13 protein-coding genes are annotated in these 14,446 nt (G+C 75.5%); 7 read left to right on the top strand and 6 right to left on the bottom strand.

The window, feature by feature from the left end:
- Positions 1 to 118: 118 nt before the first annotated feature.
- The 3 genes from NRO40_RS13000 to NRO40_RS12990 form a co-directional block, all read right to left on the bottom strand.
- Complete coding sequence (locus NRO40_RS13000) at positions 119 to 1,717, bottom strand: hypothetical protein (RefSeq protein ID WP_058943687.1); 1,599 nt, start codon at positions 1,715 to 1,717, stop codon at positions 119 to 121.
- 164 nt (positions 1,718 to 1,881) lie between these two features.
- Positions 1,882 to 2,673, bottom strand: coding sequence for an ABC transporter ATP-binding protein (locus NRO40_RS12995; protein WP_232791177.1), 792 nt, complete (start codon positions 2,671 to 2,673; stop codon positions 1,882 to 1,884).
- Positions 2,674 to 2,778: 105 nt separating this feature from the next.
- Positions 2,779 to 3,462: a bifunctional DNA primase/polymerase gene (locus NRO40_RS12990; protein WP_058943686.1), complete on the bottom strand. Its 684-nt coding sequence runs from the start codon at positions 3,460 to 3,462 to the stop codon at positions 2,779 to 2,781.
- Between the two features lie 290 nt (positions 3,463 to 3,752).
- Between NRO40_RS12990 and NRO40_RS12985 the strand changes: the two genes are divergently transcribed.
- The gene (locus NRO40_RS12985; RefSeq protein WP_058943685.1) at positions 3,753 to 5,135 is read left to right on the top strand and encodes a hypothetical protein; all 1,383 of its coding nucleotides are present in this window, start codon (positions 3,753 to 3,755) and stop codon (positions 5,133 to 5,135) included.
- An 81-nt stretch (positions 5,136 to 5,216) separates the two neighbouring features.
- Positions 5,217 to 6,596 (top strand): hypothetical protein, encoded by a 1,380-nt coding sequence (locus NRO40_RS12980; protein ID WP_107115164.1) that lies wholly within the window; start codon positions 5,217 to 5,219, stop codon positions 6,594 to 6,596.
- Positions 6,597 to 6,907: 311 nt separating this feature from the next.
- On the opposite strand, the gene NRO40_RS12975 is transcribed toward NRO40_RS12980, so the two are convergent.
- Positions 6,908 to 8,176, bottom strand: a complete 1,269-nt coding sequence (locus tag NRO40_RS12975) for an ABC transporter substrate-binding protein (protein ID WP_257375566.1) — start codon at positions 8,174 to 8,176, stop codon at positions 6,908 to 6,910.
- Positions 8,177 to 8,376: 200 nt separating this feature from the next.
- Here NRO40_RS12975 and NRO40_RS12970 point away from each other — a divergent pair, with 200 nt between their 5' ends.
- Positions 8,377 to 8,859, top strand: coding sequence for an SCO4402 family protein (locus tag NRO40_RS12970; RefSeq protein ID WP_079047297.1), 483 nt, complete (start codon positions 8,377 to 8,379; stop codon positions 8,857 to 8,859).
- A gap of 176 nt (positions 8,860 to 9,035) precedes the next feature.
- Positions 9,036 to 9,887, top strand: a complete 852-nt coding sequence (purU, locus tag NRO40_RS12965) for a formyltetrahydrofolate deformylase (protein WP_058943682.1) — start codon at positions 9,036 to 9,038, stop codon at positions 9,885 to 9,887.
- Positions 9,888 to 9,988: 101 nt separating this feature from the next.
- Here the strand turns inward: purU and NRO40_RS12960 are convergent, their stop codons facing one another.
- Positions 9,989 to 11,449 (bottom strand): zf-HC2 domain-containing protein, encoded by a 1,461-nt coding sequence (locus NRO40_RS12960; protein WP_058943681.1) that lies wholly within the window; start codon positions 11,447 to 11,449, stop codon positions 9,989 to 9,991.
- Positions 11,446 to 12,039: a sigma-70 family RNA polymerase sigma factor gene (locus NRO40_RS12955; protein WP_058943680.1), complete on the bottom strand. Its 594-nt coding sequence runs from the start codon at positions 12,037 to 12,039 to the stop codon at positions 11,446 to 11,448. Before NRO40_RS12955 ends, NRO40_RS12960 begins: the two co-directional genes overlap by 4 nt.
- A gap of 194 nt (positions 12,040 to 12,233) precedes the next feature.
- On the opposite strand from NRO40_RS12955, the gene NRO40_RS12950 reads away from it, so the two are divergent.
- From NRO40_RS12950 to NRO40_RS12940, 3 genes are all read left to right on the top strand, one after another.
- Positions 12,234 to 12,596, top strand: coding sequence for an STAS domain-containing protein (locus tag NRO40_RS12950; protein WP_058943679.1), 363 nt, complete (start codon positions 12,234 to 12,236; stop codon positions 12,594 to 12,596).
- 357 nt (positions 12,597 to 12,953) lie between these two features.
- Positions 12,954 to 13,466 carry an EF-hand domain-containing protein gene (locus NRO40_RS12945; protein WP_058943678.1) on the top strand — a complete coding sequence of 171 codons (513 nt, stop codon included), beginning with the start codon at positions 12,954 to 12,956 and terminating at the stop codon, positions 13,464 to 13,466.
- A 360-nt stretch (positions 13,467 to 13,826) separates the two neighbouring features.
- Positions 13,827 to 14,324, top strand: a complete 498-nt coding sequence (locus NRO40_RS12940) for an ATP-binding protein (protein ID WP_079047296.1) — start codon at positions 13,827 to 13,829, stop codon at positions 14,322 to 14,324.
- The last annotated feature ends 122 nt before the right edge of the window (positions 14,325 to 14,446 follow it).

The following is a 14,446-nucleotide window of genomic DNA, read 5'->3' as shown; positions in this document are numbered from 1 at the left end:
CCCGCCCCCGGCGTACGCGGACCCGGCCCGGCCCGCCCCGCCGTTCGCGGACCCGGCCCGCCCCGCCGTACGCGGACCCGGCCCGCCCGGATCCGTGTACGGCCGCAGCGGGCGGGGCTCACGCCTTGCTGACCGCCGCCAGGATCTCCGGCAGGCGCCGCGCCGTGCGCGACGCGCCCCAGCGCAGGCCCGCCCAGGTGAGCAGCGCGCCCCAGCAGGCGCCCAGCGGGAGGAGCAGCCACCCCGACGGCCCGGTCGACGACGCGTGCGACCAGACGGCGGCCACGATCAGCGGCGCGCACAGCACCGCCGAACCGAACATCCCGCCCATCATCGAGATCCACGCCAGTGAGCCCTGCCCCGGCGCGGCGTTCTTGTAGGCGCTGTCCTGCGGGATGGAGTACGGGAAGAACGCCGAGGCCCACGCGCCCATCCCGAGCATCGCCCCGAGCAGCCCGTACGACAGCCCCAAACCCTCGGGCAGCGCCCGCCAGTCACCGACCACCACCGCCGTCGCCACCGTCACCAGCGTCGCGTACGGCAGCGTCACCAGCAGCAGCGCCCAGGCCCGCGCCCGCAGCTCCACGTACGCGTCCCGGGGCGACGACACGGTCATCGCGACCATCCAGAACGCCGAGGTGTCCTGGCCGAACTGGTTGTACATCAGCGTCCCGAGCATGCCCGCCGCGAAGCACGACCAGTAGATCGACCCGTTGCCCTGCCAGGCGTTGAAGAGCGGGATGATCACGCCCAGCGCGAGCGCCGTCACCCACCCGGACTTCGCCTTCGGGTCGCGCCAGGCGTACGTCAGCGCCCGCCGCATGACCGCGCCGGTACGCCCCTGCGGCCACAGCCGGCCCCCGCCCGCCGCGGAGCGCCGCCGGTCCGCGCCGGTGCCGGCCGCGGCGAGCGTCGACCCGTCGGGCGCCGTCATCAGCGTCGTCAGGCTCCGCTGCCACCAGTACAGCAGCCCCGCCAGCGCCGCCGCCGACAGCAGCAGCTGCACCACGGCGGCCCCGTACGCGCCCCGGCCCGCCGAGTCCACCGCGCCGACCGCCGACGCGGGCGGCACCCAGCGCACGACCTCCGCGGCCGGCCCCAGCCGGGACAACCCGCCCGCCTCGCCCAGCCGTTGCGCGCCGAAGTTCACGAATTGGATGCCGACCGCCACCACGAGGCCGCTCAGCAGCGCCAGGTCCCGGCCCCTGCGCGAGGTCAGCAGCCGGATGTTCGCCGCGGCGACGGCCCGTGCCAGCGCCAGGCAGACCAGCAGCACCAGCGGCACGGCCACGACCGCCACGGCCACGGCGAACGCCCCGTGCGCCACGGAGATGCCGGCACCCACCGCCAGGCACAGCGTGAACAGAGGGCCGATGCCCACCAGCGACGCCACCAGCAGCGCCCGCACCAGCGGACCCGCCCGCAGCGGCAGCATCACCAGTCGTGTCGGGTCGAGCGTCTCGTCACCGCTCGGGAAGAACAGGGGCATCACCGCCCAGCCGAGGGCGAGCACCGCCGTCAGCAGCACCGCGAGCGTGCCGGCCTGTGCGTGGCCCCGCAGCAGCACCATGCCGAGCAGCTGCCCGGCGGCGAACAGGAGCGTGAAGACGATCGACACGACGTAGACGGCCGTCCGACCCGTCGACTGCCGCAGGCCGTTGCGCAGCAGCGCCCACTTGATCCCGACGAAGACGGGAACCAGCCCGGCACCCACCACCCCCGGCCCCCCGCCCGGCCCCCCGCCCGGCCCCCCGCCCGGCACTCCGGACGCCCCCGGCACACCGGACGCCCCCGGCACCCCGGACGCCCCCGGCACCCCGGACGCCCCCGGCACCCCGGGGCCGCCGGTGCCGCCCGGCAGGGCCGTACCGGCCGCCGGGGTCACCGCGCACCCCCGAGCCAGTCGAGCGACTCGCCCGTGTCCCGGCCCTGCGCGCCCACCAGCTCCAGGAACGCCCGCTGGAGCGTGGGCGCGTCCCCCCGCACCTCGGCCAGGGTGCCCTGTGCGCGGATCCGGCCCGCCGCCATGACCGCCACCCAGTCGCACAGCGACTCCACCAGCTCCATCACGTGGCTGGAGAACACCACCGTCGCGCCCGACGCCGTGTACCGCTCCAGGACGCCCCGGATGGTCTGCGCCGACACCGGGTCCACGCCCTCGAACGGTTCGTCCAGGAAGAGCACCTCCGGGTTGTGCAGCAGCGCCGCCGCGAGCCCGATCTTCTTCCGCATGCCGGTCGAGTAGTCGATCACCAGCTTGTGCTGCGAGCCGGCCAGGTCGAGCACGTCCAGCAGTTGCGTGGCCCGCTTGTCGACCTCGGCGCCGGGCAGCCCCCGCAGCCGCCCGGTGTAGCCGAGGAGTTCACGCCCCGAGAGCCGCTCGAAGAGCCGCAGTCCCTCCGGCAGGACACCGATGCGGGCCTTCACCGCGGCCGGGTCCCGCCACACGTCGTGCCCGGCGACCTCGATCCGGCCCCCGTCGGGGCGCAGCAGCCCGGTCACCATGGACAGCGTCGTCGTCTTGCCCGCGCCGTTCGGGCCGACCAGGCCGACGAACTTCCCGGCGGGCAGCGCCAGGTCCACCCCCGCGACCGCCACCTGTTCGCCGAAGCGCTTCCACAGCCCTTCCACACGAACGGCGGGCGGCGCCGCCGAGGGCGCTCCACCCGCCATGTCAACTTCCGGCTCCGGCATGGTCACTGCCGCCTCTCGCTGTCCCCGCCGCACCCTGCGACCGTGGGGACAGCCTACGAACCCCTCACCGGCGGGCCCGCGCCCCTACTGGCGCCCCCGCGCGGCCGCCGCCTCCCGGCCGCACGCGTAGGCGAGGGGGCTGATCAGCTCCTCCACGTCCGGCAGCCAGCGGTTCGCCGCGGTGGGGCGGTTCGCCCACTGCACCGCGCCCTGGCCGCCGATCCGGGTGGGCGGCGCCGCCACGTACTGGCCCTCGCCCTTGGCGACCAGGTCGATCCCGGCCGGGGACCAGCCCAGCTTGCGGATCAGGTCCGCGACCTTCGGGGCCGCGCCCGGCAGGACGAAGAACAGCATGCGACGGTCCGGCGTGCACGTCACCGGGCCGAGCGTGAGGTCCATCCGCTCCATCCGCGCGAGCGCGAGGAAGCCCGCCGACTCCGGCACGTCCAGCGCGTCGAAGGTGCGCCCCGTCGGCAGCAGGATCGACGCCCGGGGGTGCCTGCCCCACAGCCGGCGCGCCCCGACCGCGCTCCCCGTCGCCTGCGACGCCCAGTCGGGCCGCGCCGGGTGCGCGCCGGGCGCGGGGCAGGCCGGGTCCTCGCAGGAGCACAGCTCCCGCCCCTCGACCGCCTCCAACCACGTACCGGGGAACACGTCCCAGTGCCGCTCTTCCGCGTACCGCACGGCGCTGTCCAACAGCTGCTCACCGCGCTGCTGGGGGATCCGTGCGGCTTCCGTGACTCCGATGGTCTCTTCCACGGAGAGCACAACTCCCCGCCACACCGGGGGTTACGGGGCGCAAAGCCGAAGGCCGAGGTGCATCGATCCGGCACGCGGGGCGCATGGGTGCACGTCCGGGGGCGCGCACGGGCTGCGGGAGCCATGGAGGGGTAACCACTGTCGGGGGAGGGGCGTCAATGCGGGAGGCTCCCGGCATGCACCGCGATACGTCGCCATAGTCGTTGTTTTGGTATTACAGCGCCACGTTCTGCATTCTCCGGACACCAGCCGGGCAGTGATCGACGGACTGATCACCACCGGCACCACAGGGGGTAGTCATGGCAGCGAGGCCGCTCGTCGCCCGTCAGCCGAACGAACGGCTGCAGGCTCTCATCCAGGAAGCGGGGTGCTCCAACGCCGGGCTCGCCCGCCGCGTCAACATGGTCGGCTCCGAACGGGGGCTGGACCTGCGGTACGACAAGACGTCCGTGGCGCGCTGGCTGCGCGGACAGCAGCCGCGTGGCCGGGCCCCCGGCATCATCGCGGAGGCACTCGGGCGCAAGCTGGGCCGTACCGTCACGATCGACGAGATCGGGATGGCGAACGGTAAGAACCTGGCCAGCGGGGTGGGCCTGCAGTTCGCGCCGACCGTCCTCGGCGCCATCGAGCAGGTCTGCGAGCTGTGGCGCAGCGACGTGGGACGGCGGGACTTCCTGTCCGGCTCGACCGTCGCCGCCTCCGCCCTCGTCGAACCCAGCCGCGACTGGCTGATCACCGGCCCCGACCCGCAGGTCTCCCGGGCCGCCGGGTCCCGGGTGGGGCTGTCGGACGTCCGCGCCGTACGGGCCATGACCGAGGCGCTGGTCGACCTCGACCACCGGTTCGGCAGCGGGCACGTGCGGCCGGTGGTCGTGCACTACCTCAACAGCGTGGTCTCCGGGATGCTGGCCGGCTCCTACCGGGACGCGGTCGGCCGGCAGCTCTTCGCCGCCGTCGCCCGGCTCACCGAACTCGCCGGGTACATGGCCGTCGACACCGGCCAGCCCGGTCTGGCGCAGCGGTACTACATCCAGGCGCTGCGCCTCGCGCAGGCGGCCGGCGACCGGGCGTACGGCGGGTACGTGCTCGCCGCGTCCATGAGCCACCTCGCGGCGGAGCTGGGCAACCCGCGTGAGATCGCCCAGCTGGCGCGGGCCGCGCAGGAGGGCGCCCGCGGGCACGTCACGCCGCGGGCGGAGGCGATGTTCCTGGCGGCCGAGGCGCGGGGCCACGCGCTCCTCGGCGACGCGCGCACCTGCGAGGACGTGGCGGGGCGGGCCGTCGCGGCGCTGGACCGGGCCGACCCGGGCTCGGGCGACGACCCCGCGTGGATCGCCCACTTCGACCACGCGTACCTCGCCGACGAACTGGCGCACTGCCACCGGGACCTCGGCCAGGCGCGGGCGGCGGCCAGGGCGGCGACCGAGGCGCTGGAGGGCCACCCGGCGTCCCGCGCGCGGCGCCGGGCGATCGGCCTCGTGCTGCTGGCGTCGGCGCAGGTGCAGCAGCGCGAGGTGGAGCAGGCGTGCCACACGGGCGTCCGCGCGGCCGAACTCCTCGGCACGCTGCGGTCGTCGCGCGGCGCGGAGTACCTCGACGACCTCCAGCTGCGGCTGGAGCCGTTCCGGGAGGAGGCCGCGGTACGGGAGTTCACGGCGCGGCTGGACCTCCAGGCGGCCTGACGGCCGCACCCGTGTGCGGGGGCGGGGGTCCACCCGGTAGCGTGAGCCGACGTTTCCGTAGGTTCACACGTAGGAGTCCCGGTGACGCAGAGCGGACACGGCCAGGAGGGCCAGTCGTGGGGACAGCCCGCAGGGCGACCCTGGGGGCCGCCGCCCCCGCAGGCCGCGCCGGGTGAGGACCCCGCCGCGTCCCCGACCCCGGACGCCGTGACGGACCCGGCGACGCAGTACCTGCGGCCGGTGGGCCCGGACGCCGTGACGGACCCGGCCACGCAGTACCTGCGGCCGGTGCCGCCGGCGTCCTCGCCCCTGCCACCGGAGAGCCCGGCGGAGTCGACGCAGTTCCTCGGCACGGGCTTCGGCGCCCAGCCGCCGCAGGGGTACGGGCAGCCCCAGCCGCAGGGGTACGGCCAGTCGCCGCAGGGGTACGGGCAGCCCCAGCCGCCGCAGGGGTACGGGCAGCCGTACCCGTCCCCGCAGTACCAGCCGGAGCCCCAGCCGCCGCAGCACCAGCACCAGCCGCCCCGGCAGCCGGAGCCGGACGCCGAGGCGACCCAGTACATACCGCCCGTACCGGGGCGTACCGGTCCGCCGGCCGAGTTCGACAACCTCTTCCGGGACGGCACCTCGGGCGGGACGCAGCAGATGCCCCGGTACGAGGAGCCAGCCCGACACCACCAGCCGCCGCAGGCCCAGCACCCCCAGCCCCCGCACCAGCAGCAGTACGTCCGTCCGCAACACCAGGCGCCCCCGCCGCAGCAGTCCTGGAGCGCCCCGGCCGGGCGCCCCGACCCGTACGACGGGTACGACGACGAGCCGCGCCGCCGCTCCTCGAAGCTGCCGCTGGTCGCGGCCGTCGTCGTGGGGTGCGCCGTCGTGGGCCTCGGCGCGGGTGCCCTGCTCGGCGGCGGGGACGACCCGGACGGACGGACCGACAAGACGGGCGTGGCCGCGGCCGCCTCGTCGCCGACGCCCGAGCGGACGTCGGCCGCGCCCGCCCCCGACCCGGTGAAGACGCAGGCGGAGGGGCTGGACAAGCTGCTGGCCGACAGCAACGACAGCCGCGCCGCGGTGATCCGGTCGGTCGAGAACATCAAGCGGTGCCAGAAGCTGGACGAGGCCGCCACCGACCTGCGCGAGGCCGCGGGGCAGCGCCGCGAGCTGGTGACCCGGCTGGGGAGCACGCCGATCGACAAGCTTCCCGACCACGCCGACCTCGCCGCCGCCCTCACCACCGCCTGGCAGGCGTCGGCCAAGGCCGACGACCACTACGCGGCCTGGGCCGAGCAGGTCAAGAAGCCGAAGAACTGCAAGGACGGCAAGGCCCGCAACACCGGCAGCACCGCCTCGGCGGCGGGGGCCAGCAGCGAGGCGACCGACGCCAAGCGGAAGGCCGCGGGCCTGTGGAACGGCATCGCCCGGACGCACGGCCTCCCCGAACGCCAGCCCACGGAGCTCTGACGTCCCGCCCGCGGGGGTGCCGCACCGGACACCCCCGCACGCCCGAGCGCCGCACGCCCGAGGGTCGCGTCTCGCACGCACGAGGGCCGTACGCCGCACGCCCGCACCCCCGCACGCCTGAGGGCCGCACGCCGCACGCCGCACGCCCCACACCCGAGCACCGCACGCCCGAGGGCCGTACGCCGCACCCCCGCACGCCGCCCGTCTGAGCGCCGCACCCCCGCACGCCGCCCGTCTGAGCACCGCACCCCCGCACGCCGTCCGTCTGAGCGCCGCACCCCCGCGCGCGCACGTCCGTCGAGGGGTCGCGGCTACGAGGTGCGGGCGTCGAGCATGGCCTCGCCGACGTCGACGAAGCCCGTGGTCTGCGCCACGAGGCGGCCCTGCCGCACGACCTGGAAGGTCACCCCGTGGTTGACGATCCGGGGGAAGCCGGGCGTGCCGAGCATGTCCTCGTACCGCCAGCGCAGGGTGGGCGTGAGCCCCCCGGTGTCCACCCGCAGGCCCCGGTCGAGGGTGAGGGCGATCCTGCCGGGCGTGACCTCCTCGTCGCCGATCGCCTCCAGGACCCGCCGCAGGACCGTGTAGGCGATCCAGGTGGTCTGCACGCCGGCGTCGGCCGGGTCGATCCGGTTGTCGCCGAAGGCGTGCTCCTGGATCGTCTGCTTCATCGGCTCCCAGCGCGGGTCGGCCGCGTCGGGGTACCAGCCGGTGATGTACGCGCCCTCGAAGGGGCCGGAGGCGCCGCCCGTGCGGTCGACCAGCGGCTGGTCGACGCTGCCCAGCACCGACGAGACGCGCACGTCCCGGCCGTCGGAGGGCAGCCGCCGGTAGGAGTCGAAGAAGTGGGCCGTGCGCTCGCCGAGCGCCGCCGTGACGCAGCCGCGCTCGTCGCCGGCCCGCTCGCGGGAGCGGTCGGCGACGGCCGCGTACTCGCCGGCGTCCTCGGCGGCGGGGATGTCGTACGCCTCGCGCTGCCGGCCCAGCGTGAGCCCGGAGTTGAGCAGCGCGTGCAGGTAGTCGCCGGCGATCGTGTCGGGGCGGACGAGGGACACCCGCTCGCAGGAGGCGGCGAGCTGCATGCCGTTCCCGGCCAGCAGCGAGACCTGCCCGCCGTTGACCGGGTAGGACAGATGGCTGGTGAACTCCTCGTCGGACAGGCCGTACCCGCCGATGTACGGGATGTTCGCCGCCTCCAGGGTCGCCATGAAGGCCCGGCCGTGCTGGCTGTACGAGCCGACCACCGCGACCGCGCCCTCGCGGACGGCCTGGCGGGCGCACGCGGCGGCACCGGTCGCGGTGTTGTCCTCGTTACAGGTGAGGACGCGCAGTTCGTGGCCGTCGATGCCGCCCCGGCTGTTGGCCCAGCGGGCGTACGCCTCGGCCATCGCCGGCATGCCGGGCATGTTGGTCGCGCGGGTGCCCGAAGGGGCCCAGGTCATCACCGTGACGGGCTCCCTGGAGCCCCCCGTGGCTCCAGGGAGAGCGCCGCAGCCGGTGAGGAGGGACGCCGCGACGAGCACCGCCGCGGCCCTGGGGAGGAGCGAGGTGGAAGGACGTCGCCTGCCGTTACCGGTCATGGACACGCACACTTCCGCCCCCTGGGTAACGCGGCTGTGAGGGTGGTTCAACGGTCGGTGACGACGAGGTGAATTGCGGGGGCGGACCTGCGCGTACGGTGGGGACGTACGATCGAACGCGGCGCCGCAGACCGGCGGCGCACGCGCCCCGTCCGTCCCGGGCGCGGTCCGAGAGGACCGGGCCCGCAAGGTGAACGCAGATGAACTCTTCCCGTCGCGGCCGTCGCTCCTCCACCATGGGCGGCATGCCCATCGACGACATGCCCTGGTGGCGCTGGCGCGCCAACGTGCGCTCGGCGCTGCACATGCTCTCCGACGTCCGCTTCCACGAGGAGTGCTGGCTGGCGGGCGTCGACGGGTACGGGGACGTCACGGACGCCGTGTACCGGCTGGTCGAGGACACCTGGCTGGACAACTGGTCCGCCGAGAAGTACGTCGGCACCATATTCCGCGACCCGGGTGAGGCCGCGCTGGTCGACGCGGCGGTGCTGGGGGTCCTGCGGATCATGCACCAGGTCGGTCCGGACGCACCCGTCTCCGCCTACCTGGGCCACCAGAGCTGGCCGGACGCCGTCCGCGCGGCCCGCGAGGCCCACGTCCGGCTCGCCGTGAACGACGGTGAGGACCCCGACGCCCCGCCGCAGCCGCTGCACGCGCTGCGGGCCTTCACCGGCGCCACCTGAGGCCCCCCCCGCCGGGCCCGCCGGGCGGCGGGGGGACGCCCGGGGCGGCAGGTCCGCCGGGCGGCGGCGGGCGCACGTGGACCCGGCCCGCCGGGTGGCCGGCGAAGGCCCGCGGGCCCGGTCCGCCAGGCGGACGCGGCGCGAGGCCGGGCCGCCGCGTATGGCATCCTGCGAGGATGACCGACCAGTACGTCCTCACCCTCTCCTGCCCCGACAAGCAGGGCATCGTGCACGCCGTGTCGAGCTACCTCTTCATCACGGGATGCAACATCGAGGACAGCCAGCAGTTCGGGGACCGCGGATCGGGCCTGTTCTTCATGCGGGTGCACTTCTCCGCCGAGGCGCCGGTCACCGTCGAGAAGCTGCGGGCCAGCTTCGCCGCCGTCGGCGACTCGTTCGGGATGGACTGGCAGATCAACCGCGCCGACGAGCGGATGCGGGTGGTGCTGATGGTCTCGAAGTTCGGTCACTGCCTGAACGACCTGCTCTTCCGCCAGCGGATCGGCGCGCTGCCGGTCGAGGTCGTGGCCGTCGTCTCCAACCACACGGACTTCGCGGAGCTCGCCGCCTCCTACGACGTGCCCTTCCACCACATCCCGGTCACGAAGGACACCAAGGCCGAGGCCGAGGCGCGCGTGCTGGAGCTGGTGCGGAGCGAGAACGTCGAGCTGGTCGTGCTCGCCCGGTACATGCAGGTCCTCTCGGACGACCTGTGCAAGGCGCTGAGCGGCCGGATCATCAACATCCACCACTCCTTCCTGCCGAGCTTCAAGGGCGCGAAGCCGTACCACCAGGCGCACGCGCGCGGCGTGAAGCTGATCGGCGCCACGGCCCACTACGTGACGGCCGACCTCGACGAGGGCCCGATCATCGAGCAGGAGGTCGAGCGCGTCGGGCACGAGGTGACCCCGGACCAGCTGGTCGCCGTCGGCCGCGACGTGGAGTGCCAGGCGCTGGCGCGCGCGGTCAAGTGGCACGCCGAGCGCCGCATCCTGCTCAACGGCAGCCGCACGGTCGTCTTCGCCTGACGGCCACGACGGCCACGACGGCCCGACGGCCGCGAGGGGCCGACCGTCCCGGTAGTCGGTAGTCGGTAGTCGGTAGTCGGTCCGTCGGCTGCGGCGGGCGGCTACAGGCGGCTCAGGGACGCCGCCGCGAGGAGGACGTCCCTGACCGCCTCGCGGTCCCCGTCCTGGCCGGCCGCCGCCTCCTCCGGCGGGACCCGCCCCGCCACGAGCCGGCAGAACTCCACGCCGTCCAGCGCCACCTGGGCGACCTCGTGGTCCGGCGACCCGACCGCCGCCGGCGAGTCGAGCGCGATGTACCAGTGGCCGCCGCCCGCCCCCTCCACCTCCAAGTGCAGGGAACGCCCCGGGGCGCCCGCCTCCACCAGTGTGCGGGGCGGGCCGGCGAGCCCCGCGCGGCGCCGGTCGGCCAACGCGGCCGGCAGCAGCCGCGCCGCCAGGTCCACCATCCCGTGCAGGTGCGCCCCGGCCGGCGGCTCGTACGGGTAGTCGACGGCCGCCGCGATGTCGTCCGCGTGCACCCAGCACTCGAACGCCCGCTCCACCAGGGCGTCCCGCAGGGGGAGGGAGAACGCGCCGTACGGGACGGACAGGTCGCCCACCCCGTGCCCCGCGAACGACACCGTCCGCACCAGCGTGTGCGCCTGGTCCCGCCACGGGTCGCGCACCGCCCGCGTCCACGGCTCGGACGCCGACCGCCAGAGCGCCTCCGTGCGCCCGGTCGGCCCACAGCCGTCGGGGAGGTCCGCGGGCGCGCCCCGCACCCCCGGGTGCAGCGGGTCGCCCAGGCCGAGGGCCGCCGCGACCAGCCCGTCCACGGCGTAGAGGTGGGCGATGACCCCCGCGACCGTCGTCCGGCGGTCCACGCCGCGGTCGTCCTCGTACCACCCCAGCCGGACCGGAGCGTGCCACTCCGGTTCGCCGATGTCCCGGAGCAGGGCGTCGAGCCGGGCGGTCTCCGCGTCGTACGGCCCGGCCCAGCCGGGCAGCGGGATCCGGGCGGGGCGCCGGCCCAGGCAGTTCTCCAGGACGCGGGACCGCAGCAGCGGGTCCAGGTCCAGATCGCGTTCGCTGTGCAGCAGCCCCACCGCGTCACGCAGCCGCAGCGCCTCGTCGGCGCAGGGCGCGCACTCGGTGAGGTGCGCCTCGACGGCGGCCGTCTCCTCCGCCGAGCACGCCGTCAACGCCCACGCCCCGAGCAGCGACTTCAGCACCGCGTGCGACAGCGCGGGCGGCGGCGGTCCGTCCGGAGCGTCCGGTACCGGACCCGGCTCCCGCGGGCTCCGCTCCCCCGGCTCCCGGCCAGTCTCCGGCGGACCCGGCTCCGGATCGTGCCGTCCGGCGTCGCGAGGGTCCGGCTCACGGCCCGGCTGCCGAGGGTCCGGCTCCGGCTCGTGCCGTCCGGCGCCCCGGGGGTCCGGTGCGCCGGGCGCCCGGGCCTCCGGGGCGGGGCGTGCCGCGTCGTCCGCCGCGCGGCGCGGGGCCGGTATGCGGGGCGCGCGGCCCACGCCGTCCCGGCCGTCGGGCTCGCCGTCGCGACCGTCCCCGTCCGGCGGGCCGGTCACAGCGGTGACCCGCCGTACCCGCCGTACCCGGGCGGCGACCCCTCGACGGGCCGGGTGTGGGCCGTGGACAGCAGTTGGAGCCCCAACCGCAGCCGGCGCCGCGCCTCGTCCTCGGTCACGCCGAGGTCGGCGGCGGTCTGGCGGTAGTCCCGGCGCTGGAAGTACGCCAGCTCCAGCGCCTTGCGCAGCGGCGCCGGCATGGCGGTGACGATGTAGTCGGCGCGGGCCGCCACCGCCGCCCGCCGTACCTTCTGCTCCCACTCCTCCGCCGAACCCCCGCCGTGCTCGGCGAGCGCCCGTGTACCGCTCTGGCGCAGGCGGTACACGGCCTGGCGGCGGGCCAGCCGCGCGATCCACGCCCGCAACGACCCCTCCTCGCGCGGGTCGTAGGCGTCCGGGTTCTCCCACACGTACCCGAACACCTCCCGGGTGACCAGGTCGGCGGCCCCCTGGTCCTCCAGGACGCGGTGGGCGGTGTTGTGGACGAGGGAGGCGAAGCGGTCGTACAGCTCGCCCAGCGCGGCCGCCTCGCCGCGTGCCAGCCGCTGCTGCATCCTGCGGTCCCAGCGCGGTGGTGTGTCCTTCGCCATGGTTCCAACGTAGTCCGCCCGCGCCGGAGTGCGCCCCCCTTCGGGCAACTGCCGGTGCGGCGTCGGGCCTCGGTGGTAAGGGATCCCGCCGGATTCCGGTGCGGGTGTTTCGACGGGGGCGGACGGGGCAGGGGCGACGGGAAGGACGCCTCCGCAGGGCGACGGCGCCCGGCGATGGGGGGGCGCGGCACGTGATGCTGACGGTGGAGCGGGCCGAACACGGCGCCTGGACCGTGCTCCGCGTGCGGGGCGAACTCGACCTGGTGTCCTCGCCCGTGGTCCGGCGGCGCGTGCACGAAGTGGTCGCGGACGGGCGGCACGACCTCGTACTGGACCTGTCCGGCGTCCTCTTCTGCGACTCCAGCGGCGTCGGGGTGCTCATCGCGGCCCGCCGGCTGCTCCACTCCTGCCGCGGCGGCCTCCGGCTGATCCTGCCGGCCCGGGGCGCCGTGGAGGGCTCGCACGTCAACCGGGTGCTGGCCGCGCTCGGCGTGCAGCGGCTGTTCGACGTGTACCCGGACCTCCCCGCGGCGACGGACGACCGCCCCGCGGCGTAGCGGGCCGGGGCCGTCGGCCGGGTCGAGCCGGACGGGCCGACGGGGCGAGCCGGGCCGTCCGGCCGGGGCGTCCTGCGGATCGAGCCGGGCGATCCGGTGGCGGCCGTCGTACGGGGCGAGCGGGGCGATCCGGTCGGGGCCGTCGTGCGGGGCGAACCGGGGTGGTCCGGTCGGGGCCGTGGTCCCGGCCGTGCCCGTCGCCTCGGTCGGACCCGAGGGCGGCTCCGCGCGAGTCGCCCCGTCCCGCCGCGTGGCCGCCGGGCGCGGGGGCCGTGGGGCACGGGGGACGGTGGGTGTGCGCAGGCGCGCCGGGCCTTGCGCCTCCCCGGGCGCCCCGTCCCGTCGTACGCTCCCCGCATGGAAGCGGAGGAGTTGCACCAGCACCGCGTCGCCGCCCGGTTCGCGGCGCTCGACCAGGACGGCAGCGGATACGTCTCGCGCGAGGACTTCACCACCGCGGCGCGGCGGTTGCTGTCGGAGTTCGGCACGCCGTACCGGTCCGACCGCGGACAGGCCGTGACGCTCGGCGCCGAGGCGTTCTGGCAGGGCCTCGCGGGCATCGCGGACGTCGACGGCGACCAGCGGGTCAGCCGGGAGGAGTTCGCGCACGGAGCGGTGAAGCGGCTGCACGACAACCCCGAGCGGTTCGCCGAGATCACCCGCCCCTTCGTCCGCGCCGTGCTGGCCGTCGCCGACCTCGACGGGGACGGACGGGCGGAGACGGCCGGGGTGGAGCGGGCGCTGCGCGTACTGGGCGTCGAGCCCGGCGCCGCGGCCCGCGCGGTCGGGGCGCTCGGCGCGGACGGCGACGGCCGGATCGACGAGGAGCGGGCCGTCGGCGCACTCGCCCGCTACTTCGTGGTCGCCTGACCCCGGCGGTCCGTACGCAGCGTCACCACGATGGGTGACGGTGCGTGAGGGTAACCGGGCGCCCGGTGGGCAGAGTCGATACCGGGTCGTGTCCCGCGCGGCGGTCGCCACGCGCCGGGTGCGGCGGCCCCCTCGGGTACGCTCCGTGGCGTGCGCGTGGTGGTGAGGCTGGCGTGGCGGATCGCGCCCGGGTGTTCGACTGCCCGGAAAGCGCGTCGCACAGTATGCACCAACCGTACTCCTTCGCGCTGGAATATGCCCGAAGCGCTTGTTGCGGTGACTGTACGTCAACCATGCTGTCCCGCAAGGATCGCTGTGAGGCGCGAGGCGATGTGTCCGCCGGTTCGGATGGTGTGAGCGGTGCAGGTGCTTCAGGTGCAGTTGGAAGTCGGACCCGACCCCGCCGAGGTGGGACGGGCCCGGAGATGGGCCAGGTCACGGCTGGCCGGTTCGGGCATAGCTGCCGACGAGCCACTGGCGGACACGCTGGTGCTGCTCATCTCGGAGCTCGTCACCAACGCCGTGGTGCACACGGGGTGCCCGGCCGTCCTGCGGATGCTCTTCGGGCCCGGCGGCGCCGGGGCCGGCATCGTGCGGGTCGAGGTCGCCGACCGCAGCACCTGCCCCCCGCGGCAGCGCCGCGCGGACGGCGGTGACACCCACGGGCGCGGGCTGGAACTGGTCGACGGCCTCGCCGACCGGTGGGGCTGGCAGCCCGAGGGCGGCGGCAAGCGGATCTGGTGCGAGGTCGACCGGAGCGGGCCCGTGCTCAGCGCGGTCGTACGGGAACCGAGGGCGTGCGGCACGCGCGCCTACTCCCCGGACAGCGCCCCGCGCCCCGTCGCGAATAGTACGTAACGGTCATTTCTGCGAATACCCGTTGACGTGGGGTGTCGTTCTGATCACCCTGGGACCAGCGATTCGTGGCGAGGGGACGCCGAGGGCCTTGACCGTCCTTGGCGAGTACGGGTCGCGGTTCG

This window comes from Streptomyces changanensis, from assembly GCF_024600715.1.
In the GTDB taxonomy this organism is placed as follows: Bacteria; Actinomycetota; Actinomycetes; order Streptomycetales; family Streptomycetaceae; genus Streptomyces; species Streptomyces changanensis.
The sequence above is the reverse complement of the archived record's forward strand: the minus strand, read 5'-3'. Positions and strand labels throughout refer to the sequence as shown.